Origin of the sequence: Methanohalophilus sp., assembly GCF_030156785.1 — an archaeon.
In the GTDB taxonomy this organism is placed as follows: Archaea; Halobacteriota; Methanosarcinia; order Methanosarcinales; family Methanosarcinaceae; genus Methanohalophilus.
In genome coordinates, this window is the sequence record NZ_JASGLW010000012.1 from 1 (window position 1) to 26,982 (window position 26,982).

General features: G+C 42.7%; 23 protein-coding genes and 1 pseudogene. 11 read left to right on the plus strand and 13 right to left on the minus strand.

The window, feature by feature from the left end; all coding sequences use genetic code 11:
* Positions 1–536: 536 nt before the first annotated feature.
* The 4 genes and pseudogenes from PWQ49_RS07230 (at position 537) to PWQ49_RS07245 (ending at position 5,286) form a co-directional block, all read left to right on the plus strand.
* Positions 537–2,036 carry a 2-isopropylmalate synthase gene (locus tag PWQ49_RS07230; RefSeq protein WP_300609442.1) on the plus strand — a complete coding sequence of 500 codons (1,500 nt, stop codon included), beginning with the start codon at positions 537–539 and terminating at the stop codon, positions 2,034–2,036.
* An 8-nt stretch (positions 2,037–2,044) separates the two neighbouring features.
* A pseudogene (locus PWQ49_RS07235) lies at positions 2,045–2,800 on the plus strand (TatD family hydrolase).
* 11 nt (positions 2,801–2,811) lie between these two features.
* Complete coding sequence (locus PWQ49_RS07240; RefSeq protein ID WP_300609444.1) at positions 2,812–3,447, plus strand: MBL fold metallo-hydrolase; 636 nt, start codon at positions 2,812–2,814, stop codon at positions 3,445–3,447.
* 9 nt (positions 3,448–3,456) lie between these two features.
* Positions 3,457–5,286, plus strand: coding sequence for a YgiQ family radical SAM protein (locus PWQ49_RS07245; RefSeq protein WP_363321839.1), 1,830 nt, complete (start codon positions 3,457–3,459; stop codon positions 5,284–5,286).
* 55 nt (positions 5,287–5,341) lie between these two features.
* On the opposite strand, the gene PWQ49_RS07250 is transcribed toward PWQ49_RS07245, so the two are convergent.
* A complete protein-coding gene (locus tag PWQ49_RS07250; RefSeq protein ID WP_300609446.1) occupies positions 5,342–6,370 on the minus strand; it encodes a (Fe-S)-binding protein in 1,029 nt (342 codons plus the stop codon).
* Positions 6,370–7,749 (minus strand): FAD-binding oxidoreductase, encoded by a 1,380-nt coding sequence (locus PWQ49_RS07255; RefSeq protein WP_300609448.1) that lies wholly within the window; start codon positions 7,747–7,749, stop codon positions 6,370–6,372. Before PWQ49_RS07255 ends, PWQ49_RS07250 begins: the two co-directional genes overlap by 1 nt.
* 85 nt (positions 7,750–7,834) lie before the next feature.
* Here PWQ49_RS07255 and arcS point away from each other — a divergent pair, with 85 nt between their 5' ends.
* Both arcS and PWQ49_RS07265 read left to right on the plus strand, forming a co-directional pair.
* Positions 7,835–9,667, plus strand: a complete 1,833-nt coding sequence (gene arcS / locus PWQ49_RS07260; RefSeq protein WP_300609450.1) for an archaeosine synthase subunit alpha — start codon at positions 7,835–7,837, stop codon at positions 9,665–9,667.
* 25 nt (positions 9,668–9,692) lie between these two features.
* A complete protein-coding gene (locus tag PWQ49_RS07265; RefSeq protein ID WP_300609452.1) occupies positions 9,693–9,995 on the plus strand; it encodes a GNAT family N-acetyltransferase in 303 nt (100 codons plus the stop codon).
* Positions 9,996–10,175: 180 nt separating this feature from the next.
* Here PWQ49_RS07265 and PWQ49_RS07270 read toward each other — a convergent pair whose 3' ends face one another.
* The gene (locus tag PWQ49_RS07270; protein WP_300609454.1) at positions 10,176–10,451 is read right to left on the minus strand and encodes a UPF0058 family protein; all 276 of its coding nucleotides are present in this window, start codon (positions 10,449–10,451) and stop codon (positions 10,176–10,178) included.
* 802 nt (positions 10,452–11,253) lie between these two features.
* On the opposite strand from PWQ49_RS07270, the gene PWQ49_RS07275 reads away from it, so the two are divergent.
* The 4 genes from PWQ49_RS07275 (at position 11,254) to PWQ49_RS07290 (ending at position 14,953) form a co-directional block, all read left to right on the plus strand.
* Positions 11,254–11,736 carry a 3-isopropylmalate dehydratase small subunit gene (locus tag PWQ49_RS07275; RefSeq protein ID WP_300609456.1) on the plus strand — a complete coding sequence of 161 codons (483 nt, stop codon included), beginning with the start codon at positions 11,254–11,256 and terminating at the stop codon, positions 11,734–11,736.
* A gap of 19 nt (positions 11,737–11,755) precedes the next feature.
* Positions 11,756–12,883: an isocitrate/isopropylmalate dehydrogenase family protein gene (locus PWQ49_RS07280; RefSeq protein WP_300609457.1), complete on the plus strand. Its 1,128-nt coding sequence runs from the start codon at positions 11,756–11,758 to the stop codon at positions 12,881–12,883.
* A gap of 376 nt (positions 12,884–13,259) precedes the next feature.
* On the plus strand, positions 13,260–14,747 hold the full coding sequence (tes, locus tag PWQ49_RS07285) for a tetraether lipid synthase Tes (protein ID WP_300609459.1): 1,488 nt from the start codon (positions 13,260–13,262) through the stop codon (positions 14,745–14,747).
* Positions 14,748–14,827: 80 nt separating this feature from the next.
* Positions 14,828–14,953 (plus strand): hypothetical protein, encoded by a 126-nt coding sequence (locus PWQ49_RS07290; protein ID WP_300609461.1) that lies wholly within the window; start codon positions 14,828–14,830, stop codon positions 14,951–14,953.
* A 1-nt stretch (position 14,954) separates the two neighbouring features.
* On the opposite strand, the gene PWQ49_RS07295 is transcribed toward PWQ49_RS07290, so the two are convergent.
* From PWQ49_RS07295 to PWQ49_RS07340, 10 genes are all read right to left on the minus strand, one after another.
* Positions 14,955–15,920: an NrpR regulatory domain-containing protein gene (locus PWQ49_RS07295; RefSeq protein ID WP_300609463.1), complete on the minus strand. Its 966-nt coding sequence runs from the start codon at positions 15,918–15,920 to the stop codon at positions 14,955–14,957.
* Between the two features lie 74 nt (positions 15,921–15,994).
* A complete protein-coding gene (locus PWQ49_RS07300; protein ID WP_300609465.1) occupies positions 15,995–17,671 on the minus strand; it encodes an AarF/ABC1/UbiB kinase family protein in 1,677 nt (558 codons plus the stop codon).
* A 28-nt stretch (positions 17,672–17,699) separates the two neighbouring features.
* Complete coding sequence (locus PWQ49_RS07305; protein WP_300609467.1) at positions 17,700–18,023, minus strand: hypothetical protein; 324 nt, start codon at positions 18,021–18,023, stop codon at positions 17,700–17,702.
* Between the two features lie 62 nt (positions 18,024–18,085).
* The gene (locus PWQ49_RS07310) at positions 18,086–19,807 is read right to left on the minus strand and encodes an ATP-binding cassette domain-containing protein (protein ID WP_300609469.1); all 1,722 of its coding nucleotides are present in this window, start codon (positions 19,805–19,807) and stop codon (positions 18,086–18,088) included.
* Between the two features lie 32 nt (positions 19,808–19,839).
* On the minus strand, positions 19,840–20,586 hold the full coding sequence (locus PWQ49_RS07315; RefSeq protein WP_300609537.1) for a geranylgeranylglyceryl/heptaprenylglyceryl phosphate synthase: 747 nt from the start codon (positions 20,584–20,586) through the stop codon (positions 19,840–19,842).
* Positions 20,587–20,591: 5 nt separating this feature from the next.
* The gene (locus PWQ49_RS07320; protein WP_300609471.1) at positions 20,592–20,741 is read right to left on the minus strand and encodes a 50S ribosomal protein L40e; all 150 of its coding nucleotides are present in this window, start codon (positions 20,739–20,741) and stop codon (positions 20,592–20,594) included.
* An 86-nt stretch (positions 20,742–20,827) separates the two neighbouring features.
* Positions 20,828–22,258 (minus strand): Asp-tRNA(Asn)/Glu-tRNA(Gln) amidotransferase subunit GatB, encoded by a 1,431-nt coding sequence (gatB, locus tag PWQ49_RS07325; protein WP_300609473.1) that lies wholly within the window; start codon positions 22,256–22,258, stop codon positions 20,828–20,830.
* The gene (gatA, locus tag PWQ49_RS07330) at positions 22,259–23,680 is read right to left on the minus strand and encodes an Asp-tRNA(Asn)/Glu-tRNA(Gln) amidotransferase subunit GatA (protein WP_300609475.1); all 1,422 of its coding nucleotides are present in this window, start codon (positions 23,678–23,680) and stop codon (positions 22,259–22,261) included.
* Positions 23,681–23,689: 9 nt separating this feature from the next.
* Positions 23,690–23,971, minus strand: a complete 282-nt coding sequence (gene gatC / locus PWQ49_RS07335; protein ID WP_300609477.1) for an Asp-tRNA(Asn)/Glu-tRNA(Gln) amidotransferase subunit GatC — start codon at positions 23,969–23,971, stop codon at positions 23,690–23,692.
* 402 nt (positions 23,972–24,373) lie between these two features.
* Positions 24,374–25,537 (minus strand): Coenzyme F420 hydrogenase/dehydrogenase, beta subunit C-terminal domain, encoded by a 1,164-nt coding sequence (locus PWQ49_RS07340; protein WP_300609479.1) that lies wholly within the window; start codon positions 25,535–25,537, stop codon positions 24,374–24,376.
* Between the two features lie 382 nt (positions 25,538–25,919).
* On the opposite strand from PWQ49_RS07340, the gene PWQ49_RS07345 reads away from it, so the two are divergent.
* Positions 25,920–26,897, plus strand: a complete 978-nt coding sequence (locus tag PWQ49_RS07345; protein ID WP_300609481.1) for a radical SAM protein — start codon at positions 25,920–25,922, stop codon at positions 26,895–26,897.
* Positions 26,898–26,982 lie beyond the last annotated feature (85 nt).

The following is a 26,982-nucleotide window of genomic DNA, read 5'->3' on the forward strand; positions in this document are numbered from 1 at the left end:
TTTTCCATTAATTCTGTATCAATACCGAATCAGAATTAATCGAACTGCCATATCACTAGTCAGACAGGAGAATATTGTTCCTGTCTCCATGAATTTAATATCAGGAGGTGATATTCCCGCATTTTGCGAGGGATGTTGGATAGTAAAGATCATATATAAGGATTTCCGTCCCGAAATTGCGGAACCGAAAAACCACTGTGACACATGTGCCACACACGACCATCCTATCAGAAGCAGCACTACAACTGCATCATTGTATATAAACTTTGCGTTAAACCTTCATATCCTATTAGCTTACACGCCCTAAATTATCAGCCTACATCTAGAAAATCCAGTTCTAACTATACCTCATTTTACGAGCCCTTCTGCAGAAAAGACCAGAAGTATAACTCCATGGAGATCAAAATAACTGCAAAATCAGAACCATGAATAAAAATAGCCTAATACACATCTATTTATAGCAGAAATAATAAAGTAAGGGAAGATTATCATGAATGCGAAGATTGAACTGAGGGATCGCTTTTTACAGCGATGATTTGCTTCGGGACCGAAAGATAACCATTTTTGACACAACTCTTCGCGACGGGGAACAAACACCCGGCGTATCCCTTACTCCTCAGCAAAAAATTGATATTGCTTACCAACTCGACAAACTTGGTGTCGATATCATAGAAGCTGGTTTTCCTATTGCATCCGAAGGAGACAGGGAATCGGTACGTTCCATCGCCGCTGCCGGATTGTCGTCAGCAATGGTCTGTGGTTTGGCTCGCGTACTTCCAAAGGATATAGATGCCTGCATCGATGTGGGTGTCGACATGGTGCATACATTTGTATCCACCTCGGACATCCAGAGAATACACACCATCAAAAAGAGCCGGGAAGAAGTATTGGATATGGCAGTAAATGCCGTGGAACTTATTAAAGATCATGGCATCAAATGTATGTTTTCGGCCATGGATGCCACAAGAACTGATCTTGATTACCTGATAGAAATCTACAAAGCTGTGGAAAATGCCAAATGTGATATTATCAACGTACCCGATACGGTTGGTATAATGTCACCTTCACGCATGTATAACCTTATCAGGAATCTACATAGTGAAGTCAATATACCCATTGATACACACTGCCACAACGATTTCGGATTGGCTGTTGCTAATACTCTGATGGCAATCGAAGCAGGTGCAAGCCAGGCACAGGTTACAATTAACGGCATTGGGGAAAGAGCCGGAAACGCAGACCTTGCTGAAACAGTTATGAGCCTGCAATCAATCTACGGGGCAAAAACCAACATCAATACAGAATATATTGTGGAAACAGCCCGGCTGGTTGAACGGTACACAGGAATAACTATCTCACCTCACACCCCAATCGTTGGCGAAAATGCCTTTGCCCACGAATCAGGCATCCACACTCATGGTGTTCTTCAGAAAAGTGACACTTTCGAACCAGGCATCATGACGCCTGAAATGGTAGGTCATTCCCGGAGAATTGTACTTGGAAAACATGCAGGAAAACATGCAGTAAGAAGATCGCTTGAATCCATAAACCTTGAACCCACTGACGAGCAGCTCAACCTGATAATTGAAAGGATAAAAGAAATTGCGGACAAGGGCAAGAAGATAACGGATGCTGATCTTTATGCAATTGCTTTTGCAGTAATGGGTAAGCCCGAGGGAAAACCCGTCATAGACCTTAAGGAAGTATCCGTAATGACAGGGAACGTCACCACCCCTACTGCTGTGGTGAAAGCTATTGTTGACGGAGAGGAAAGAATAGCTTCAGATGTTGGAATCGGACCGGTAGATGCTGCCATGAATGCTGTATATGAAATATCCAGCAAGCATATGGGCATCAAAATCCATGACTTCCGGATAGAAGCTGTAACCGGTGGTTCCGATGCTGTTGCAGAAGTAATCATCGGTGTGCAGAATGAGAAAGGACGTATAGTTACCGCAAGAGCGGCAAATGCAGATATTGTCCTGGCCTCCGTAGAAGCTCTCGTAACAGCTATTAACATGCTTCTCCAAACCTAAGAGAAAGCATGTTTTCTATTATTGACTCCCATTGCCACCTCGATTTCCCTAAATTCAACAAAGACCGAGAGGAAGCAATTTCCCGGGCAAGGGAAGCGGGAGTAAAAGCAATGATTAATTCGGGAATAGATTTCAAGACAAACTTATCCAGCATCCGGCTTGCAGAACAATACAATTTTATATATCCAACTGCCGGTTTGAGTCCTTCCCTTGTATCCACACAGGATGATGAGAGGGTCGGGAAAATCCTGAAACAACTCTCATAGCTTGGGGATAAAGTAATCGGGATAGGCGAAGCCGGGCTGGATTACTATCACCACAAAGACAAAAGCCAGCGTCAGAGACAAAAAGAAATATTCAGCAAGGTCATTGAAATTGCCGATAACCTCGGAAAGCCCCTTGTGATCCACGGGCGTGATGCGGAAGAGGAATGCTTTGAAATGACAAAGAACCTTGAAACCGTTATTTTTCACTGCTACGGTGGATCAATTAAAACAATGGAAAAAATAACTGATGCCGGGCATTACATTTCAGTACCTACTCTTGTCTGTTTCTCTGAACACCATCGAGATATTGCAAGGAACATCCCGCTTGACCTGATGCTTATCGAGACCGATAGTCCATACCTGTCACCAAGAAAAGGGCGTAATGAACCAGCATATCTTGTTGATTCTGTTGGAGTAATTGCCAAATTTCGCGATATTTCAGCAGAAGAAGTGGCTACCATTACGACAAAGAACACCAAGAAAGCATTCAAACTATGAAGGAGGAAAAAATGGAAGTAACCAAATTCACCACATCACAGTATAGCGCCAATTCATACCTTGTTAACGGGACAATCCTGATTGACACGAGCATCGACACGGAAGGTCTGATTAAGTTAATAGAAGAAAAAATCCCGATTGAACAACTTGAACTAATAGTCCTTACACATTGCCATTTTGATCATACGGCTTCTGTGCCGGAAATTGTGAGGAGAAGTCATGCAAGGGTAGGTATCCACAAAGTTGATGCAAAATGCGTTAGTGACACAGAAAAAAGCGTTGCGTATCTATTCCATAAAGATGCACCGGCAATTAACATTGATGAAGTTTATGAAAATGGCGATGTAATCGATATTGGTAATGGGGAAAAACTGGAAATAATTCACACACCCGGTCACACAAAGGGAAGTATCTGCCTCTACGAAAGAAAATCAAAAAGTCTCTTTTCCGGGGATACGATCTTTTCTTCGGGAGGAGTAGGGAGAACTGATTTTGAGGGTGGTTCTGTAGAAGAGCTCACAAAATCAATCGAGAAAATCACAAAACTGGATGTTGAAATACTTTATCCCGGTCACGGCCCCATCACTACCGATAACGCAAACCATCACATCCAACTATCACTTCGTGCTTCAAAAGGCATGTGGTAAAGTGAAAAAATGAAACAAACTGATACTAATTACCACCCTCTCCCTATGAGCCTCAAGGAAATCGCCGCACGGGGTTGGAAACAACTGGACATAATTATTGTCACAGGGGACGCCTATATTGATCACCCTGCTTTTGGAGCTGCAATTATAGGCAGAGTGCTTGTAGACAAAGGTTTTCGCGTGGGAATCATCGCCCAACCGGCATGGGAAAATACCGAAGACTTCCGCAAACTGGGTAAACCAAAACTATTTTTTGCCATAACAGCCGGAAATGTCGACTCCATGGTGTCGAATTACACACCATCCCTGAAACCCCGTAAAAAAGACATGTATTCACCGGGCGGCAAGCCGGGAAAGCGTCCTGACAGGGCTACAATCGTATACTCTAATCGAATCCATGAAGCATACCCCGATGTCCCAATCGTCATCGGTGGGATTGAAGCGTCATTGCGCCGTTTTGCACATTATGATTTCCAGTCGGATAAAGTACGTCAGTCCCTTCTGGCGGATGCCCCTGCCAATATCCTAATCTTCGGGATGGGAGAATCCCAAACAACCGAACTAGCAGAGCGGATGAAAGAAGGAGAAGATATCCACCAGATTCGAGACATCCCAGGCACAATGTGGAAGATATCACCAAAAGAGTGGAGAGATCTGCCTCACAAAGATTTCGTTGTATTGCCTTCCTACAGTGAAGTCGCAGATGATGATACAGCTTTTGCAAAAGCCTTTGCAGTCATCCACAGGGAACAGGATCCTGTTCGAGGAAAAGCACTGGCCCAGCCGCATCCTAAAACCGTTGTAATACAGAATCCTCCGGCAAGACCCCTCTCCCAAGAAGAACTGGATCAAGTTTATGAACTGCCTTTCACCAGACAACCACATCCATCTTACAAAGAACCAATACCTGCACTGGAAACTGTCAGATTTTCACTTACCACACACAGAGGATGTTTTGGTTCTTGTTCATTCTGCGCTATTACATACCATCAGGGCCGCATGATCACTTCACGAAGTATTGGTTCGATACTAAAGGAAGCGGAATTGTTTGCCAGAATGAAAGATTTCAAGGGAATCATTACAGGTGTTGGCGGCCCCACTGCAAACATGTATGGAATGAAATGCAAAAAGTGGGAAAAAGAGGGAGTTTGTCCTGATAAATACTGCCTATACCCCACTATTTGCCCTTCACTTGATATTGATCATAATGCATCCATAGAACTCCTGACAAAGCTTCGCAAAATATCCGGAATGCGCAAAGTTTTCGTAGGATATGGCATCCGCTATGATCTTGCACTTAAAAGTCCGGAATACATCGAATTGTTGTGCAGGCACCACATTAGCGGAAGACTAACTGTCGCACCCGAAAGCTATAGCCCGGAAACTACAAGACTTATGAGAAAACCCGAGAGAAAAGTCTTTGAAAAATTTGTTGAGTTGTTTACTAAAATTAATAAAAATCTCAATAAAAACCAGTACCTATTGACATACCTAATGTCAGGACACCCTGGAAGTGATTTTAAGGATATGGCAGAAACTGCCGAATACATTCGGGATACAGGACTTTATACTGAGCAAGTTCAGGATTTTACTCCCACTCCAATGACTGCTTCGACATGCATGTATCATACTGGCATCGATCCTTTTACCGGTAAGAAGGTGAAGGTCGTAAAAGGAAGAAGGGATAAGAAAATAATGCGTTCGATGCTTCATTACAGGAAACCCAAAAATCATAATCTGGTTTATGAAGGACTTCAGAAAGCCGGCAGGCTTGACCTAGTGGGAAACAGCTGGAAATGTTTGATAAGAAAGAAGAAATCTTACTTTGATAAAAAATGAAAATGGATTTTACCAGACAAAAATAATGCTTCCATCTCAACAAACTTTCGAGGGGTTAGAGTAATTCTACAAGATCAATTACCCTCTTTTTACATACCTGCTCAAGGTTAGAGCGGCATAGAGGGCATGATGTCACAAGCAATTCAGCTTCATCTGGCATTTCATTGATTCTTTTTTCGGCTATTTTCAGTGAGAGTTCGGGATATCCACGCCGGACTCCGCCCCCACCGCCACAACAGTGAGAGGTTTCGTGGTGTGATGCCATTTCAACAAGGGTTGTTGCTTTCCTGATCAAATCCCGGGGTGCTTCATATACTCCACCATCACGTCCGAGATGACATGGATCATGGTAAGAAACGATAATATCCTGTTTTTTAATATCCAGTGAATCCACCCTTTCTATCAGAAACTCAGCCACATGAAGTATTTTTAGATCATCTGGATAGTATTTTCTGAAAGATGCATAGCAACCTGCACATCCGGTGATGATTGTATGTGCTCCCATTTCTCTGATCTGCTTAATGTTGTGCTCAATTAGTTTTGATGCATCTGAACCAGTTCTTTCAAGAGGTGATCCACAACATACCTCATCCCTTAGGAGAGAAACGCCATATGGTTTTAGAAGCTCAAAAGTCTTTTTTGCAACCTCTGGATAGCGATATGAATTCATACAGCCCACAAAATAAACATACTCTGCCCTTTCAGGAAGGTCTGGTTCTTCCAGCCAGTGCAAGCGTGATTTTTCCTCGTCAAGAGGATTACCTTTTTCAATCGCAATATCACAGAGTTCTTTATGGACATCTGTCTGCAGACCTTTTTCCGCAAGATACTTGCGTGCATTTTCAACAATCGAAGGAGGTGCTGCACCTGCGGGACATATTTCTTCGCACAATCCGCATGTTGTGCAGGTAGTAATGGTTTTGATGACACTGTCGTCTATTTGCAGGCCTTCAAGAATGCCTTGATAAATCAGAACCCGACCCCTGGCATTTGTGGATTCCCAACCAAGTACCTCAAAAACCGGACAATATGCCCTGCATGTTCCGCAGTGTACACATTTCAAGACACTACGCATATCAGCCATCAGAAATCCTCCAGTCCGAGTTTTCCGGGGTTCATAATCCCCTGCGGATCAAGGGCTTTCTTGATTGCAAGCATAACCGGCATAGAAGTAGGATGCTCGAGTTTCATATATTTTCCTCGAGCAGAGCCTATTCCGTGTTCTGCAGAAACAGTACCTCCTAATTCAATGGCTTTTCTGTAAATCAGATCTGCAATCCGGAAAAGTTTGTCCCACTCATCTTTATTGAGCATGTCAATGCTCATTCCGGTGTGGAGGTTTCCATCCCCGATATGCCCGTAGATCATAATTGGCATTCCGACTTCCTTTGAAATTACACGCACATGTTCGATCATCTCCGGTATATGCTTGATAGGTACGCCGACATCCTCTCCAACGTAAACACGATTCCTTTTGGGGTCCAAACGGGTAATAGCTGCACCCACAACTCTTCTGGCAGCCCACAATTTCTCATTTTCTTCTTCGGTCGAAGCAGCACGTATATCCATTGCAAGATCCTTGCAGACCTCTTTTACGGTACGTACTGCATCTTTGACAGCCCCCTCGTTACCGTCTACTTCCATCATCAACATGTCTCCTGAATCAGGGAGATCAAGTGATGGATCATAGGCTTTCAGGGCTGTGATTGTAGTATTATCAAGAATTTCACATGCCGATGGAATCACACCTGAAGAAAGAGTCCTTACAACCGCTTCCCCAGCTTTACCTAGACTCTCGAAGGTGAGTAATATCACCAGACGTGTGCGTGGAAGGGGGTGAATACGGAGAACCACTTCAGTGATAACCCCTAGGGTTCCCTCCGAACCCACCATTAGGGATGTTAAATCATAACCTGATGCGGTTTTAAGAGTTTTTGAACCCGTGCGTATGATGCTGCCGTCTGCAAGCACAACTTCGAGATCAAGAACATAGCGCAAAGTCGTCCCGTATTTTACAGAACGCATTCCACTGCCATTATTTGCAATCAATCCCCCAATGGTACACATCTTGGTGCTTCCTGGATCAGGTGGAAAGAAAAATCCATATGGTTTAAGGATCTCATTCAGCTTTGTGTGTACAACTCCAGGCTGCAGGGTAACCTGAAGATTATCAATGTCAATATCAAGAATCTTATTCATGCTGCTCATATCAAGCACGATGCCACCTCTTATTGGGACTGCACCCCCTGCAAGGCCGCTGCCGGCACCCCTCGTAACAACAGGCATGTTTTCTTTCGCAGCAAGTTTCACTATTTCGCTGATCTCACCGGCTGTTTTGGGTCTTACGATGAAATCAGGCATCCCCTTTTCCTGGGATGCATCACAGGAATAGCAAAGTTTGTCTGATGTGGAATCGCTGACATTCTCATTTCCTACTATATCTCTGAGTTCTTGGAGAAACATATGTTTTTACCTGCGGTTATTCCATGGTAATATTCCGAGTGGAAGTAGAAAACATTTACATCTATATAGTTCTATTCTATGAACCATGAGCAGGTTTTTTGAAGTGCACCAGAGAGACGGAGCCGGAAGAATAGGTACTCTGATGCTTAAAGATCGCATTATAACACCCACGGTTCTTGATGTACGCCAATTTGGAGATCTGGAAAACAGCTCCATAATCTATCCTGGGAATCTCTGGGGAATGTACAGACTGAAAGATACCACTGCCCTGATGGAAGAGATTAGAGAAAAAGCAGGCAAAGACGTATTGATCATATACCCATCAAGAAACTATCCTCCCCAAATATCCGAAAAATGCGATCTTTCAAAACCAGCCAATGAGAAAATCGAAGGACCTCTGGGCATAGCTTTCAGCGAAGACGACTCTAAATTCCCAAAAGACCTCTATATACTGGATGGTGCCGGAACTTTTGATAATAAATCCCGGAAATTGTTTGAGAGAATAGTTGAGATCAGGAAACAAATCCCACCGGATTCTGTTCTTTACGCTCCGAATATTGGAACCCCGGAAAATATTTCAATGCTCATATTCCTTGGGATTGACGCAGTAGACAACACGAAAGCACTGGTAGCGGCAGGGAGTAATATATATTTCACATCCGCAGGGGCATTCCATCTGGACAGTCTCACGGAACTCCCATGTGCTTGTCCTGCATGCAAGGATCACAGCCCTGCAAGCCTGTTGGAACTTAGAGCCGAAGAGAGAAAAGCACTGCTGGAAATCCACAATAATGCAATTCTTGAATCAGAAATCTCCTTATGTAGGGAAATGATCAGGAAAGGAATCCTCAGAGAATATGTTGAGGGAAAATGTCGTATCCAGCCATGGCTTACTGCTTTACTCAGACACGCGGACTCCGAATATTATTACATTGAATCCAGAACTCCGATATCCCGAAGAGCAACACTTCTTGCCACGACTTCTGAAAGCCTGACACGCTGTGAAGTGGTGCGTTTTGCAAAACGTATTCAGCAGCGATACATACCTCCTGAGAAAGATATTCTCCTTTTGCTACCCTGCTCTGCAAAAAAGCCTTATTCAACATCCCTTTCTCATTCCAAATTCATTCGCGCAATGGGAAAGAATCGCAAGTATGTGCAGGAAATGATACTCACATCACCAATGGGAATTGTACCGCGTGAACTTGAGATTGTATACCCAGCCGCACATTATGATACTACTGTGACCGGATACTGGGATGCTGAGGAACGTAAGTGGGTGGAAAGTTGTCTGGAGAATTTCCTGGAGAATCATAATTACAAGCACATAATTGCACATGTTGATGGTGATTACAGGGAAATCTGCGAAGATGTTGCCAGAAAAACCGGAATTGAATTTGTTTACACTGCAGAAGATAGTTGTACAGATGCTACTTCACTTAAGAAGCTGGAAAACACGCTTAATGAGATTGAAACTGAAGGTTTAAGAAAAGGAGACTGGCGCAGGGATACATTAAGAGCAATTGCAGACTACCAATTTGGCTCAGGTGCCGGGAAACTGCTCGTACAGGAAAGTGATAAAATTAAAGCACCATACCCGAAACACCAGGTTTTTGCGGGCAAGATGCAAGTTACAACCCTTGTACCACAATACGGGTCGCTTGCACTGGGTCTTGAAGGTGCAAAACGAATAATTGGAATGAAACGTTATATCGTACATATTGATGACTTTGTTCCTAAAGGCTCAATCCTTGCACCCGGTATTACTGATGCCGACCCCGACATCCGGCCACTGGACGAAGTTATAGTCGTCGGGAAAAAAGCAATTGGTGTCGGGCGCGCTTTCATGGGCGGGAAAGAGATGAAAGAATCCGTTCGCGGAGTTGCGGTGGACTTAAGACACGTCAAAAAACTGTGAATATTAACCCGATTGGAGGATTCCAGTGCAAATCCGGAATTTTATGGGATCTGATTTTGAGCAAATCATCCAGATTGAAATGGAAGCATTCACCGAGCATAATCCCTACATCTATATGAATTTTTACGAGCTGAATCCCGAAGGTTTTTTTGTAGCTGAAGAAAGTGGAACCATATACGGATTTGTAATGGGATATCGTAGTGATGAACTCGAAGGACGTATATTTTCCCTTGCTGTTCGCAGGGATCAGCGCGGAAAGGGAATCGGATCGCGTCTTTTACAAAGGATATTACAGGAATTCCAGCATCAGAATTTGCAATACGCATAGCTGGAAGTCAGAGAAAGCAACCTTGAAGCAATCGGGCTTTACAAAAAAATGGGATTTTTAGAATGCCGGTACGAAGTTGGATATTATTCTGATGGAGAAGATGCAGTCGTAATGAAAAAACGCCTGTTACCTACACATCTCCAAAAACCTGATGCCAGAATCATTGGTAATTTTTACTGATCAGCTACATTTTTTGCCTGATTTATTTGCAAGCTCCTGCATTCTCACAGAAGTACGCCATGAAGAAGATAACTCATCCTCTGCAATAATAGATGCAAGATGATTCCCGAGAACAAAAATCGCATGTTTGTGTTCCGCTTTGCTTCGGTGAATATGAATTGGGCTAATGGCAAGTGAATTGTACTCTTCGAAGTCATGTTCTATACCCTGACTTTCGAGATACTTCTTAATCTGCGCCATTAAAGTATGCAGCTGTATCAGTTCGTCTTTGTGCATGGTAATACATCCATACCATATCCCTACATTACTCGAATTAATACCGAGGATGTGGCAAATCGAATTAAAAAACAAAACGATTATAGCCGAAGACTTAATACTGAATATCAAATGCCTAATACCAAATATACTTTTTGCTATTTATGACTTTTCAATAATTAGATATTATTTCGTACAATAATCAATAGTCGGAGTCACTGACAATTAAAACAAACCTATCGATTTTACAAAAAAACATTGTGGAAAATTAGCCAAATTGTATTAGCAAAATGTCATATTTTTAACATCAAAGTTTTAAGTTATAATTCCAGAGAATCGCCCCCCCTAAAGCACCACTATTGCAACGTAGCAGAAGAGGAGGTTTAACTCGATCTGAAAGCAGACGCAACAGGAATGCAAAGATAAATTAGAGCAGAGGATCCAGTGTAAAGTCGTTCAGTTCACTGGAAATCCATATTGATATCGCAAAAGGAGTATTGCTTGGTCCTTGATTTTATGAGTTTAAGTAGCAGAAAGCCAATCAGGCATAGGATCCGCAATAAAATCGCCGGAAGCAGAATAAAAATAAGCAATAAAGGAAGCATTACATCACCTCTATGTACAATTTTCCGCCTCTTTTTATTTCTAAATATTTTTGTTGAAAATCACTTCGAACACACCTGAACAATCATAACAAGCACACAGAAAGAATTACATACCCCCTAACCTTCCATTCAACTTATGTAATATTAGAATATCTTATTGATCCAAACAATAGTAGCAACTACAATTTATAATTTATATGAATAATTTCGGTGATAATATGAAGGGCAAAGCATGGAAATTCGGCGATGACATCGATACTGATGCAGTCATCCCGGGCAGATACCTTGTAATGAACACACCCGAAGAACTAGCAGTTCATGCTTTTGAAGGAGTGCGTCCGGATTTTGCGAAAAACGTACATGAAAATGATATTATCGTAGCTGGAAACAATTTCGGATGCGGATCTTCACGAGAACATGCCCCTCTTGCAATCAAGGGATCAAAAGTAAGTTGTGTGATTGCCAAATCCTTTGCAAGGATTTTTTTCCGCAATGCCATTAACATCGGTGTCCCTCTGCTTGAATGCCCTGAGACTGATCGTATTGAGGAAGGAGACGAACTCGATATAGACCTTGCGAGTGGGATTATTAAAAACCTTACTAGAAATGAACAGTACCAGGCAACTCCTTTGCCTGACTTTGTCCGTGAAATTGTTGATGCTGGCGGACTCATCAAATACACCCGCAAGATTATCGCCTAAACTTATAGGAGAATCTTATATGACACAATATAAAATTCCGGTCCTGCCAGGTGATGGTATTGGTCCGGAAATCATAGCAGAAGGTAGAAAAGTTATCGATGCAGCCGGAGAGAAATTTGGATTTGACGTTGAATGGATAGAGTACCCGCATGGAGCTGACCATTATCTTGAGACAGGGGAACTGATCTCCGAAGATACACTTAAAGAACTTTCAAATTACAAGGCTATCTATCTAGGTTCAATTGGTGATGACAGAATCGCACCTGGAGTCCTTGAAAAAGGAATCCTGCTTGCTGCAAGGTTCTATTTCGACCAGTATATCAACCTGCGCCCAATTAAACTTCTCGAAGGTGTATGGTGCCCACTTAAGGACAAGACTCCTGCAGATATCGACTTTGTTGTAGTCAGAGAAAATACAGAAGACTTCTACATTGGGATCGGTGGAAGGGCAAACAAAGGTATGAGTAAAGATGTCCTCGAAGTCAACAGGACACTCTATAATGCAAAATTTGGCCTTGATATCGAAACCGACAGCGAGGAAATAGCTTACCAGATAGGCATAATCTCAAAGGAAGGCACACAGAGAGTTATCAACTACGCTTTTGAGCTTGCAGAAAATAGAAACAAGCATCTTTCATCCGTTGACAAGGCAAATGTTCTTTCTGATATCTACGGATTCTGGAGAGAGGAATTCAACAAAATTGCAGAAAAACACCCGGATGTCAAGACCGACTTCAACTTTGTTGACGCAATCACCATGTGGTTTGTGAAAAACCCCGAATGGTTCGATGTAGTTGTCACACCTAACATGTTCGGAGACATCATCACTGACCTTGGTGCAATGGTCCAGGGAGGTCTCGGACTTGCACCTGGTGGAAATATCAACCCTGATGGCACCAGTATGTTCGAGCCAATCCACGGTTCAGCACCAAAATATAAGGGTCAGAACAAGGTCAACCCAATCGCAACCATCTGGGCAGGCGCAATGCTTATCGAACAGCTAGGTGAGAAAGAGGCCGCAGACTCTATCATTGCAGCCATCGAGAAGAACATCCTCGAAGCAAGGGTCCGGACCTACGACATGGGTGGATCAAACACAACTTCCGATGTTGGTGATGACATCGCAAGGATACTGCTTGAACAGTAAAACTCATCACTGCTTTCTGCCTCCACGACTTTTTGGGGGCGGAGAACTTTTCCTTTTTAAGTGCATTATCCATTAATTTGTAAATATAAATCCGCTGTTTCTATAGCATATCCTCCCACTAATACATAGAAATCCTCATATTATCGCATACGACGTCCTTTATTTCTTGACATTTGAATTAGTGGAAATTTGCATTCGTGGTCTGCTGCGGTAATAACCTTTGCATACTTCATCGGAAGTATTATATAAGATCAATTTGCATGTCATGAGCAAGAGTGTATGGGAAGGATGTAGTAAAAGTATTATAGAACTTTGTAAATAGTACGTCCGAAAACAAGATCCTTTTGTGACCACCGTATGTTTATGGAGGGTGTAAGTGGAACGCACACAATCGATTTGTCCAGAATGCCTGAAAGTTGTTGATGCAGAAGTATTTGAAGAAAATGGCAGAATTATGATAGAAAAAACATGCCATGAACATGGAAGGTTCAGGGAAGTATACTGGTCTGACGCCGAACTCTATCACAAATTCAAACGTTTTGGAAAAAAAGGAAACGGCATATCCAATCCTATGACAGATGTAAACTCAGGATGCCCAAATGACTGCGGCCTTTGCCCTAATCATATAACCACAACCCTTCTTGCAAATATAGATGTTACCAATCGTTGCAACCTGAACTGTCCAGTTTGTTTTGCAAATGCAAAGGTTAGAGGAATGATTTATGAACCGACTTTTGAGCAGATAGTTGATATGCTCAAAATGTTGAGAGATGAAAAACCCACCCGCTGTTTTTCAGTGCAATTCTCGGGTGGAGAACCCACGGTTCGCGATGATCTCCCTGAGATGATTAAAACAGCACAGGAGATGGGGTTTGTCCAGATCCAGATAGCTACCAATGGTGTCAGACTTGCAAAGGATCTTAATTACGGCAAAACAATGAAAAATGCCGGGTTACATACCGTATACCTCTCATTTGACGGAGTTCACGAAGAAACCTACCAGACAATGCGTGGATTCAATGCATTTCCCATAAAACAACAAGCAATCAAAAACTGCAGAGCAGCCGGGCTTACAAGTGTGGTACTAGTACCCACTGTTGTCAGGGGTGTCAATGACAATGAAATTGGGGATATAGTCCGCTTTGCATCGGACAAACTTGATGTAATCAAAGGTATCAATTTCCAGCCAGTATCATTTACAGGAAGAATTGATGAAGAAAGCCGAAACCAGAAACGTTTTACAATTCCAGATCTCATGAAGAATATGGAAGAGCAGACCGATGGCCAGATTCCGGTAGATGCCTGGTATCCGGTTCCGTTTGTTGTACCTGTATCCCGATTCCTGGAAAAAATACAGCGACGGTATCTTCCTGAATTTACCGTGCATTCACATTGTGGTGCAGCGACCTATGTATTCATTGAAGATGGTAAGATCATTCCGATTACTAATTTCATAGATGTAGAAGGATTTATGGAAGTACTTGAGGATGCTACAAATGAACTAAACGGGAAAAGATCCAAAGACATGCTAGTTCTTGCAAAGGTTTTGAAGCAGATACCAAGGTTGGTGGATTCTGAGAAGGGACCAAAAAATGTCAACATTACAAAATTACTGATGAATGTTATCAAGGATGGCGGAAAGGAAGCCACCCGTCAGTTCCACAGGAACACTTTGTTTCTGGGATCCATGCACTTCCAGGATCCATATAATTTTGATTGCCACAGAGTTGAACGTTGTGGAATACATTATGCAACTCCCGATGGCCGGATAATACCCTTTTGCACTTACAACACACTGCATAGGGATGCCGTTGAATCAAAATTCCTGCGCCCCTATGAAGGAAAGCCCATGCGAGAAAACTGAGTAGTTATTAACTCAATGGACGGTAAGCTGAAATCCCTGTCATGACCGGATTTTAATATTCAAAGCAGCAGAAATAAATCATGGATTTCGTACTCGAATATGGAGTCGTGCTGGAGAGTCAGCACGGAAAAGCCCGTTTTGTCCACAAGGATGTAGAAGATCTGCATGAACACAAACAGCTGGCATGTATAAGTTCACATCTTTAAATTAAGGTAAAAACATATCTTCATATTTCATTATTGTTGAAACCGGATCGGTATTCACCGGTATACCGGATTCAGCTACCGCAGCTATTGAATTAACCCCTACTGAAACCACAACTCCCACCATACCTGCATCAACCGGAGCACCAAAAATACTCCCGTTTTCCCCGCCGATTTTAAACATCCCGCTGAGTTCAGATTTTGTGAGAGATTCTAACACGCACTGAGCTTTATCCACTGAAGAAACCGAAATTGTTCGCATGTTTGCAAGAATCCGCCCAGACCCATTCTCAAGCACATTCAATACCGAAGTGGGCTGTCTGATCAAGAAAATCTTAATCGGATCAATGGATGTACCTGAATAGGATATCAAATCCAAGAATCTATCAAACTTCCATTCATTAAGCTCTATGACCCCTCCAAAAGCGGGTTTTACCGGAATCCGGTTTCTTAACAAAATCCCGTCAAAGGTGATACTGCAAAGAGTACCCACCCCAATTTTCCCGGCAGGAACATTCACTGTATGATTATCTTCATCAAAAATAGCAATTTTCGGGCTGATTGAAACTTTTGATGACTTTTCGATGATTTCAATGGCATCCTCAAAATAATCCTTGTCAATATAGGAAACATTAACAATTACATTCCCTTTCCCGGTTTTAGGACTGAAATCAACCTTATAAATAAGGTCTTCGATATGGGTAATTACAAAATCAAGCCTGTCCCCGATGAGAGCTTCTTCCAGTTCCTCGGCTCCCCGGGGCGTGATTGTCCTCCCATTGTAGCCGTGTTTATACGTAAAACCGCGTTCATCAAGTATCCTCAGATGATACCTGACAGCCCTCTCTCCCAGCTTGTAGCCCCTGTTGTGAAGCTCATCAGCAATGGCACGAGCCCCAATTGGTCTATCACTTTCATTAATTATGCGCATGATTTCAATCAATTTGCGTTCAATCTGGGGATCTGTCATAGATAATATCACCGGCAAAATTATTCCGTGTACTAACCTATTGCCGGTTAACCGCTTAAAAAGTTATTGGAATATCAAATATTTCCAGTACGCATGATATACACTACCAAAGCCATCCCAAGAAAACCGGCTGTTAGAAACCCAACCGCACCAATCAACGGCACACCCCAGAGAAATGGTTCCATCCCAGTCTGAATCACCAAAGAAGAACCAACAATTATTGCAGATATTATGAGACTAAAAGCCAGACGGTTACTGGCAGCATTGATTTCCGCAACAATCCTGTCCAATCCCTGATGCTCAAAACGAAGGTTAAGATAACCCCTTTCAGCTATCGATAGCACATGGGACAACTGCAAAGGTGCTTTTTTAAGAAATCTCTTTGCATACCAGAGATCATTATAAATTCCTTGTGCCATATTGCGGGGCTTCATCCTCTCAAACATTACCTTCCGAGCATATGGTTCCGCAATTGTTGCGATATTCAAATCCGGTGAAAGCTGCATTGCAAAGCCGCTTATCGTCATCGTGCCCTTGAAAAGAAGAGCAATATTTGGTGGAATATGGACATGGTATTTTCTCAGAGTCTTGACCATTTCCCCGAGCATCTCAGCGGTGTCAATCTGTTTGAGGGAACGACCATAATATTTGTTCAACAGGTACTCGTAATCATTCTTCAGGGATTCAATTCGTACCTCTTCATCAATCATACCAAGATCCTTGAGAACCTCGATATAACGTTGCAAATCACCTCTGGTTATAGCAATCAGGGCATCAAGGAGATAACCCCGCATTTCAGTAGAAATATGCCCGGACATCCCCATGTCAAGTAATGCAATTCTTCCATCTTGAAGAACAAAAACATTCCCTGAGTGCATGTCGGCATGGAAAAAACCATCCTCAAAAACTTGTTTCATGAATGCTTCCACACCATACACTGCAACCTTTTTTACATCAACTCCCATCTCTTTAACTTTTTCAAAATCATCGCACTTGACACCATCAATGAATTCTAGTGTAAGTACTTTTTCACTGCTGTAATCCCAGTAAACACGGGGAATGACAATATGCTTGTTTCCCCGCATATTTTCCATGAAACGTTCTATATTACGTGCTTCCTGTGTGTAATCTAGTTCTGCATGGATAGAGCGGGAGATTTCATCAACTACACCCACAGGATCATAAAGCTTGATTTCCTCAATATGCTCCGCGGCAAAACCGGCAAGACTATACATAATATCCAGATCTGCATCAACTATTTTCCTGATTGCCGGTCTTTGTATTTTTACCGCCACTTTTTCGCCAGTATACAGTTTTGCACTGTGGACCTGACCGATAGATGCTGCTGCAATCGGTTCCCTGTCAAATTCTGCAAATAATTCAGATATGGGCACCCCAAATTCACTTCGGATCCTTGCCTCAACATCTTCAAAAGGAAATGGAGATACACGATTCTGGAGCTTGCTAAGCTCCTTTGCATATTCTTCAGGAACCAGATCCTGACGCATGCTCAAAAGCTGTCCAAATTTTACATATGTGGGACCCAGTTCCTCAAGGGCTTTCCTTGCCCTCTCAGGACTGCTGCCCACAAAATTCTCAGCCTTCCCAGCCTTTCCAAAACGTGATTTAAAGCGACTCCATGATTGAAGCCCCATCTGATCTACAAAATAGCCAAATCCGTATTTTACGAGTACATCTACGATCTTTCCATAGCGCTTTACCATGGAATATCGTCGTAATAATCCAACCATAATCCTATAGGAAAATCACATTTTGGATTTATTCGTCTTTCTTCAATGCCTCCGCAAGCATCTCTTCAAGCTTTGTGATCTTATCTTCCAGTGCTTTGATTTCTTCCTTTGTAGCAAGTTCGGTTTTCCCAAAAGTCTCCTTTACCTTGGAAGATATCTTTTCTTCGAGCTCCTCCTGCTGCTTATTCTTCCTTTCAATAAGCTCGGTTACGTATTTCTTCCCCTCTTCCCGGTTTATTGCCCCACTTTCAATTAACTCCCGGACATATTCATCAATCTTCTCTTCAGTCAATGCATAAACACCAATACCAAAAAGACCTAACTTCTTCATGTAATCCACAGGATCTACCATAATTTAACCTCCACATACAAGTATGACTTTCAAACTATATAAACAAACATGAACAGAGGGATTTATTCAGAAAGGATATCTTCCAAACACCTGTTGAGATATGTGGCATTGGAAGATTTAATGAACGTGTCACAAACCTTTCTTGCATCCCCATCCGCTTCAATACGATTATTGCGTATAAGGATAACCCTGTGAGCCACTTCCCTTACAAAATCCATGTGATGGCTTACAAGCACAATGGTTGTGCCGAGTTTTCGGTTGATGTTTTTCAGAGAATTGGTAACATCCCTCAGAGTAACCGGATCAAGATCTCCGAAAGGTTCATCCATCATCAGGATTTCCGGAGATGTTGCAAGTGATACTGCAATATAAGCACGAACATGTTCTCCGCCACTTATTTCATCCGGTCTTTTGTCAAGAATTTCAATCGGCAAATCCAGTGCCTCAAAAACAGGTTCTGCATATTCTCGCAGATTCATATTCACCGGATAAGGGAACAATTTCCCGTAAATGTCTACCCCAAGGCCCATTTTAAAAAGCGAATCCTGCTTCTCATCTTCAGACATGTCTGGAAGCCTGTATATCGTATCCAACATTTCGTCAGTGATTCCAAGATCAATTGCCCTCTGCCGGGCTTCCTCGATGGCACCCCTGCGTTTAAGTGCCAGTCTGAACCCAATTTGCTGCCCAATCGTGGAATGCGGAGACAAGGTAAATTCCTGATGCATAATGCTGATTTTACGAAGGACATCCATTCGTTTCTGGCTATAGACCGTCAAATCTACCCAATCGCCATCATGTGCATAGAGTACCTGTCCTTCTTTGGGAGGGATTAAGGCTTCAAGAATCCGCAAGATAGTGCTCTTGCCAGCTCCGGAGGGACCTATCAGAGAAACAATCTCCCCTTTATTAATAGAGAATGATATATCTTCCAGATTGAGCACTTCCCCAACCCTTAGAAGATAGTAGCGTTTGGATATGTCCTTAGCAGTAATACAGGGTTTGGTTTTATCCAGCGGTGCCAGATCAACTTTAGGGGGCAAACGTTTGAGAAAATGCCTTACAACCAGATCCGGATCCCCTTCTTCTGCAACCTTACCCTCATCGATATAAACAAGCCTATCGGCAAGATACAGGTGAACTTCCGGTAAATGTGAAACTACAATAATCGGAATCGAAAGATGGTTTTTTAGTTGCTTGATAACATCCATAATTTCCTGCTTTGTATCAGGTCCTGTCATGGTCACAGGCTCATCCAAGAGCAGAAGTTTTGGCCGAGCTGCGAGTTGTCTCGCAAGAATCAAACGTTGTTTTTCCCCACCGCTTAGAGCTCTGGAAAAATGAAGGGCTTTTTCCTCAAGACCTACAAGTCTCAAAAATACAAGCGCTTCCTCATACAATTCATCGTAATATGGGGAGTCGGGCTCCGGTAGTCCCTCATAGCCCTTCTTCTGGTAATATAGTTTTCTCAGGATACTTTCAATTGCCGGACCTGACCAGAGACTGAAGTTGCGCTGGATATGTATTGCAGAATTATGTTGCAGGAATTTTGCCCCTTCTATACCGGAATCAGGGGTTATTTCCCGTCCGTCAAGTTCTATTGAACCACCATCAAAAGACTCAACACCACGTAAAATACGAAGAAGGGTGGATTTTCCACAGCCGCTTTTGCCTGTGATACCCAGGATCTCGCCCTTATTAACAGTTAAATTGATTCCATTTAGAACCTTTTTTACCCCAGATGAGATTTTGTAGGATTTAGAAATATCCTGGATTTTTAACATATTACGCACCCCTTTCGATGTTAAGGATACGCTTACTTTTTGATGCTCAAGACAAATTCTTCAATTTTGCCCCTTACATCAGAAGCGTCTTCCACTGCTGTGCCTGTAACAATAATATCAGCACCTGCAGCAGCACAAATTGAAGCAGCTTCGCCATCACGAATGCCACCACCAACAATCAGTACAGTGTCACCAATTGCCTTCTTGACAGCTCCAATCATCTCCGGAGGAATTGGTGAGTCTGCACCAGAGCCAGCTTCAAGATACACAAAATGCATACCCATGTATTTCCCGGCTAAAGCGTAGGCAACTGCAAGTTCGGGTTTTTTGCGCGGAATTAAACGTGCATCTCCCACCCAACCCACAGTCCCTCCTGGCTCCACAATGAGGTATGCCATGGAAATTGGTTCAATTCCATACTGGTAAACCAGTGGCGCCCCCATTGCCTGATTGGTAGTAATGTAATTAATGTCTCTCGAATTAAGAAGACTCATAAAAAAGATACCATCTGCGTGGGCGCTGATTCCACCGGCATTTCCGGGAAAAAGAACAACCGGCACAGTAGTCTTTTCTTTGATAGCCAGAACCGTCAGGTCGAGCACATTGCCGGCAGCTCCTGTCGAACCACCAACCATAATTGCATCTGTTCCGCCAGCTACTGCTGCAGCGGCGATCTCGGCAGCCTTTTCAGGCCTCTGAGATGCAGGATCAATTAGTGTCATGTGGGCACATCCGTCCCGTTCTATGACACTATTGAGATATTGCTCAACCTTGGACAGACTGATCAGCCTCTCTTCACCTCTTTATTTTTCACACGGAGATGCTTGTATCCGCATTTCCTGCAGCGTGTTGCCCTCACAGCATTGCGAGCATTGCATTTCATACATATCTTCTTGTTGAGGATACGTTCCTCTGCTTCTGGGAATCTTGCCATTTTTTCCACCTTAGCAAATATAATATATGATTGATATCGGGCTGGCTACATGTCCTTCAAAACATATAATTGTTTTGGAAAGACACTTACCTGTATTTTTCATCTATTTCATGTATCAATAGCTCTCTTACACTTCTTGCGTCTGCACGCCCGCGAGTCTTCTTCATGACCTGCCCCACAAGGAAATTCAGAGACTTTTCTTTCCCTGCAAGGAAGTCCTGCAAAGCTTCCGGATTTTCTTTAAGGCTTTCTGAGATTGCCTGTGAAACAATGTCTCCCTCTACCTTAATCAGACCTTTCTTCTCCACAATACTTTCCGGACTTCCTCCCTCATCGAGAATCGTCCTGATGACATCAACACCGCTCTTCTCGGTAATCTTTCCGGATGTCACAAGATCGATTATCTCTACCAGATCTTCAACCTTGAATGCGGATATACCAAGATCTCGGTAATTGAGTTCACCTTTAAGAATATCAGCAACCCATGCTGCCGCAATCACTGGATCTACTTCCTTTGCTACCGATTCATAGAAATCAGCTACACGGATGTCAGATGTGAGTGCCTTCGCATGTGTATCGGCAACATTGTAATCGGAAACAAAGCGCTTTCTTCTGGCATCAGGAAGCTCCGGCAGGGTTTCACGAATTCCCTCTACCCAATCAGATACTCGAATTGGTACAAGATCCGGTTCCGGGAAATACCTGTAATCGTGCTCTTCTTCCTTGGTCCTCATGGAGATGGTGACACCTCTTGCCTCATCGAAGTGCCGGGTTTCCATGACCACGGTTCCACCCCTACGAACAAGGTTTTTCTGCCTCATTATTTCATAAAGCAGTGCTCTTTCAGCCCCCTTATGGGAAGAAATATTTTTGATCTCGATACGGTCTCCGCCCCCAATGGAAATGTTAGCATCCACCCTCATGGCACCTTCAAGAGTGCCATTAAAAACGTCCAGATATTCAAGGATGTTACGCAACTTGTCAAGGAAACGCCTTGCTTCCTTAGGGCTTCTCATATCAGGTTCGGTGACAATCTCAACAAGAGCCATGCCTGATCGATTGTAATCAATAAGAGTTCCCTTTGATTTCTCAATGTGACCTATGTGCATAAGCTTCCCGGGGTCTTCTTCCATATGTGCACGGGTAATCCTCACCACGTGTTCTCCATCCTCACCGTCAATCACAATTTTTCCGTTTCCGACGATAGGAAAGTCATATTGCGTAGTCTGGAAACCTTTCGGAAGATCAGGATAATAGTAATTCTTACGATGGAATTGTGTTTGTTCAATAATCTCACAGTTAAGGGCAAGGCCGATTCGGATTGCATATTCAACTGCCTTTTTGTTTAACACAGGCAATGACCCGGGAAGTCCCATACATACCGGACAAACGTGGGTATTGGGCTCATCGTTGTGATAATCCGTTGAACAACCGCAGAACAGCTTGCTGTTGAGCTTGTTGAGCTGGACATGCACTTCAAGTCCTATCATAACACCGTCAGGATTCTCATAGACCATTCAGATCACCTCCCCTGCAGTGTTCATGTGATGATGTGTATTTTTCTCAAAGGTATATGCAGCCTTAAGAATACCTGCTTCATCAAAGTGTTTCCCTATTATCTGCAACCCGACAGGTAAACCGTCTGCAAGTCCGCATGGAACGGATATTGAGGGTACTCCGGAGAGATTGACCGGAACGGTATTAACATCAGAAAGATAAAGAGAGAGCGGATCTTCCATTTTTTCGCCGAGTTTAAATGCGGGAGAAGGCATTGTGGGTGCCATCATCACGTCAACGTCAGAGAAAGCCCTGTCAAAGTCTTCTTTCACGAGAGTGCGTACCTTGAGAGCCTTCAGGTAATACTTGTCATGGTAACCTGCAGAAAGGGCATAGGTTCCAAGAAGAATACGCCTCTGCACTTCCGCCCCGAAACATTCATGCCGGGTCTTTGAAGCCATCATGTGCCAGTTTTCTCCTTCTGATCTGGGGCCATACCTTGTCCCATCAAAGCGGGCAAGATTGGAGGAAGCCTCACTCATGGCAATTATGTAGTAAGCTGCCAATGCGTATTTTGTATTGGGAAGGGATATTTCAGTATAAGTTGCTCCAAGTTCCTCGAATTTCCCGATAGCATCCCACACCTTTTCCTCAACTTTTTCATCAATGCCTTCACCAAAATATTCCTTTGGAATACCGATTTTCATACCTGAAACATCGTCTTCCAGACTGCTCCTGTAATTGATATCCCGGTTTACACAGGTAGAATCTCTGTGATCATAAGTGCCAATGACATCCATCAAAGTTGCAATATCTTCAACACTGTTTGCAAGGGGACCGATCTGTTCAAGGGAGTTTGCATAGGAAACAAGACCGTAACGGGACACTCCCCCATAAGTTGGTTTCAATCCTACAACGCCGCAGAAAGCCGCAGGACAGCGTACTGAACCACCTGTATCCGATCCAAGTGAAACCGGAGCTTCCCCTGCTGCCACAACAGCAGCACTGCCACCGGATGAACCTCCAGGAACCCGCTCCGTATCCCATGGATTTAAGGTTGGACCATAATAACTTGTTTCAGTGGATGTACCCATTGCAAATTCATCCATGTTGACTTTTCCAAGGATGATAGCTCCTTCGGCTTTTAGCCTCTCAATTACATGTGCATCGTATGGTGGGACATAGCCCTGCAGAATTTTTGAACCACATGTTGTAGGCATTCCAATTGTGGAAATGTTATCCTTAATAGCAATGGGGACTCCGGCAAGTGCTCCACCGTTATTGCCTGAATCAATCGCTTTTGCCTGATCCAGCGCATTCTCTGCAACATAGATGAAGCCATTTATGCTGCTTCTCCGTATTTTTTCAAGATATGAACTGATGACATCTTCAGCGGATGAGTTTGCAATCTTTTCTTTAACCTGTTTAATAGTTTCCGGCATATTGCAACCTCACATAATTCTGGGGCCTTTGATGTAGCCTTCCTTCTTTTCAGCTGCATTACGAAGCACTTCTTCCTGCGGAAGAGAAGGTGAAACCTCATCTTCCCTGAACACGTTCATCAAATCTGCAACATGGTATGTGGGATCCACGCCGGACGTATCCACTTCATCCAGCTGATTAAAATAATCAAGCACACTACTCAGTTCGGTGGCATATTTCACGGCTTCTTCTTCAGTGAGACTTATACGGGAGAGCCATCCGATATGCTCCACTTCCTCCTTTGTGATCATCGTGAGTTCCTCTGTAATATTAATAATTGTGATCTCTTGCAACTTAGATAAGTATGTTAATCTTTTCGCCCTGCCATTCGGTAACTCATAAAACTCATATATTTATAAGAGTATTTCGTTTCATTGTGCTTCGGTTCATGGTATTTTAATAACAGAGAACTCGGAGGGTAAATTGAAAAGATAAAACCAAATACGGCTATTTTCATGGTTCAAATTTTGAACAAATCACAAATATAATATGCTTACTTTGAGATACAATTGCCAAAAATAAAAGTAATAAAAACGAACCAAACCTGAAACACTTTTACCCAATCTTTTCTTCTGCACAGTCAACCTTCAGGGAGATTTTAATTTTCAGCTTCACTGATCCAGCTTATGGGTTCTTATAATGTCGGCCTGATTTTACTTTTTCTTATCCCTGCGATTAATACCATACATCTGTACTTTTTTGAGTTTTGCCAGATTCAACACTTTCCCCATCTCCATATCTTTCAGAGGACGTGCCTCAATAAAACAACTGTCAATAGCCTCTTTTAGTATCTCATATCCTATAACTGAACGTGCGAGAACTGTCGTATACCCCTCAGGACTTCCAACACCCCCAAAACTTATATCTGAGTTCTCAGCAGCCATATCCGTGCAATATTTGCAGGAACTACTCCTATATTCATCAAATTCCGAGAGAGGATATTTCAGTACCTTCCCTTTTGTTTCAAATTCAAAAAAGCCCTTGCGGATTTTCATGGCATCAATATCCTTAAGGGAAAAACCATGGTTGCTGGCAAATTCCTTTATTCCATCATAGGAAAAAGTATCCATGCAGAAAAGGCCAAGACGCAGCACGTTTGCTCTCATGAACTGATGCAGGAATCCTGATGAACTCTTTTGCATCTTGTAAACCGCATCAATATTGCAACTGGGACCTACAAATGCAATGCTATGCATACCTTTTTGTATAGAATCCATAAGCCTGCCGATTGTCATACTGTGAGAATAAATACTTCCGGATGATTTTAGCAAATCATCATAGGATTTGGCCACAATCGCAACGGGTTTCCAGGGTTCAGCCTCTGATTTTGTTGTTACGACCGCACAGTCGATGAGACCCTCCTCCAGAGCATAAGCAAGTAATGAGGTGACTACACCACCATCCTGCCCCCTGATATCTTTGAGCTTACTGCGGGCAGCATAGGCAAAGCGTATTTTTCCTATAAGATCTTCTTCGGTGGTGATTGTGCGCGGGCACTGATTATAGCAAACCCCACAACCGTTACACGGACCAACAATACGCGGCTTATCATTTCTCATCTCAATAAATTCACAGCAGGCAGCACACGCACCACACATGGTACAGATTCCTGGTTTAATGATATCCCTATTCAATTTTCCAAATGATAGCCGCGTTTCCCTATCAATGCTATGTTTAAGTCTGTCAACACTTTTTTTCATATCCCTGAATGAGCGCATGCATTCGGGTGAACAAAAATAATATTCCTGTTCCCCGTACTCAAACTTGTAAGGCGTGCACTCCGGAACTTCCTGATCACACACCGGATCCCGTTTCATGTCTGTATCTACCTTTTTATTAAACAAAATGATCTTCCTGGCTCATCAGAAAACTAAACATTCATAAAAGACTGTTAAATTACTGGCTTAAGAAGTTCTCGCTTTGAAGACTTTTTTCATGCATTTTTCCCCCAATTTATCATGAAAAACAATAACAATCAGTGACTGTGTACTTGCTTAAATGGAAATATACAATGGACATAACAAATAGGATATTATTAAAAAAATTAGAACGTGGGCGCAATATACCATCTTTTGATCCATTATAAAGCGTTTTTTAATATAATTTAAACAAACTTTTCATGCATTTTGCACTTTAAATTAAGCACAATTATTCCCCCTACCAAAATCTATAAGAAAATTAGTTCACATGCGTGAATTGATGGACGCCAAAACAAAAGCTAGACTTCTGGAAATTGGAAAAGTCCGGATAGACACCGCCCTTTTGAAAAATTTTACAGTTCCTACCGCAGGACCTGGAGCTGGAAATTTTGCCTTTTTCTTCCGATCCGGTAACCAACGGGTAAGGCTGGGAATTAGTGAGAACTCTCCGCTCATTGCAGCCGAAGAAAACGGGGAAATCATAATTTGTGAAAACGATCGGAAAATTGTGCGCGGGAGAATTGAAGAAGAACTTATTCACTGCCCTGATCAGGCTTATGTCAACCTCACGGAAAAATGCACTTTCGATTGTAAATTCTGTCCTGTTCCGAAGCTTTCGGGAAAAGTGAAATCCATTGAAGAAGTGCTCCATATGATTGAAAAAGCAAATTCTACTGGTAAAATGAAAGCTATCTCTATCACCTCAGGGGTGGACACAACTGCCGAAAAAGAAGTTGAAAGAGCGATAAGTGTTATCCGAGAAACAAAAAAATATGGAGTCCCCATAGGAGTCGGAATTTATCCTACAAAAGGATCTACAAGGAGGCTCAAGGAAGCAGGTGCTGATGAAATCAAATACAACGTGGAAACTATGGACCGGGATCTTCATGAAAAATTATGCCCGGGACAGCCACTTGAAGAAATACTTGAAGCTCTCCGGGAATCAGTAGAAATATTCGGAAAGAATCATGTCTGCTCCAATTTCATTATCGGGCTGGGTGAATCCGACGAAAGCGTTGAAAAAGGAATCAAGGAATTAATCGAGATTGGAGTCATTCCTATCCTCCGACCTGCAAGCATGCATCCTCTTCGAGAAGGAGAGATTTTTATCGAGCGCCCTTCAGCGGAACGATTACTTCGCTTGACAAAATTCCTTCAAAAGGAACTTGACAAGACAGACCTTGATGTCGGGGCTTTCAAGACAATGTGTCTTCCCTGCACAGGATGTGATCTCAGTCCATACTATGATCTGGAGTGAAAAGCCATCGCATCGAAATTTTGAATCGAGATTATGGAAGAAGCGTACTAAATCATCCATAGATATGCATGAAACTTATTTTGAG

Bases quoted from the DNA above. Each gene is read 5' to 3' on its own strand.
- arcS (WP_300609450.1), top strand. From the start codon at position 7,835: ATGAGCAGGTTTTTTGAAGTGCACCAGAGAGACGGAGCCGGAAGAATA.
- PWQ49_RS07340 (WP_300609479.1), bottom strand. From the start codon at position 25,537: ATGAAACGGGATCCGGTGTGTGATCAGGAAGTTCCGGAGTGCACGCCT.
- PWQ49_RS07345 (WP_300609481.1), top strand. From the start codon at position 25,920: ATGGACGCCAAAACAAAAGCTAGACTTCTGGAAATTGGAAAAGTCCGG.
- PWQ49_RS07240 (WP_300609444.1), top strand. From the start codon at position 2,812: ATGGAAGTAACCAAATTCACCACATCACAGTATAGCGCCAATTCATAC.
- PWQ49_RS07310 (WP_300609469.1), bottom strand. From the start codon at position 19,807: ATGTTAAAAATCCAGGATATTTCTAAATCCTACAAAATCTCATCTGGG.
- gatA (WP_300609475.1), bottom strand. From the start codon at position 23,680: ATGCCGGAAACTATTAAACAGGTTAAAGAAAAGATTGCAAACTCATCC.
- PWQ49_RS07275 (WP_300609456.1), top strand. From the start codon at position 11,254: ATGAAGGGCAAAGCATGGAAATTCGGCGATGACATCGATACTGATGCA.
- PWQ49_RS07255 (WP_300609448.1), bottom strand. From the start codon at position 7,749: ATGTTTCTCCAAGAACTCAGAGATATAGTAGGAAATGAGAATGTCAGC.
- PWQ49_RS07245 (WP_363321839.1), top strand. From the start codon at position 3,457: ATGAAACAAACTGATACTAATTACCACCCTCTCCCTATGAGCCTCAAG.
- PWQ49_RS07300 (WP_300609465.1), bottom strand. From the start codon at position 17,671: ATGGTTGGATTATTACGACGATATTCCATGGTAAAGCGCTATGGAAAG.
- PWQ49_RS07295 (WP_300609463.1), bottom strand. From the start codon at position 15,920: ATGACAGATCCCCAGATTGAACGCAAATTGATTGAAATCATGCGCATA.
- PWQ49_RS07320 (WP_300609471.1), bottom strand. From the start codon at position 20,741: ATGGCAAGATTCCCAGAAGCAGAGGAACGTATCCTCAACAAGAAGATA.
- PWQ49_RS07270 (WP_300609454.1), bottom strand. From the start codon at position 10,451: ATGCACAAAGACGAACTGATACAGCTGCATACTTTAATGGCGCAGATT.
- PWQ49_RS07250 (WP_300609446.1), bottom strand. From the start codon at position 6,370: ATGGCTGATATGCGTAGTGTCTTGAAATGTGTACACTGCGGAACATGC.
- gatB (WP_300609473.1), bottom strand. From the start codon at position 22,258: ATGGTCTATGAGAATCCTGACGGTGTTATGATAGGACTTGAAGTGCAT.
- gatC (WP_300609477.1), bottom strand. From the start codon at position 23,971: ATGATCACAAAGGAGGAAGTGGAGCATATCGGATGGCTCTCCCGTATA.
- PWQ49_RS07290 (WP_300609461.1), top strand. From the start codon at position 14,828: ATGGATTTCGTACTCGAATATGGAGTCGTGCTGGAGAGTCAGCACGGA.
- PWQ49_RS07280 (WP_300609457.1), top strand. From the start codon at position 11,756: ATGACACAATATAAAATTCCGGTCCTGCCAGGTGATGGTATTGGTCCG.
- PWQ49_RS07305 (WP_300609467.1), bottom strand. From the start codon at position 18,023: ATGGTAGATCCTGTGGATTACATGAAGAAGTTAGGTCTTTTTGGTATT.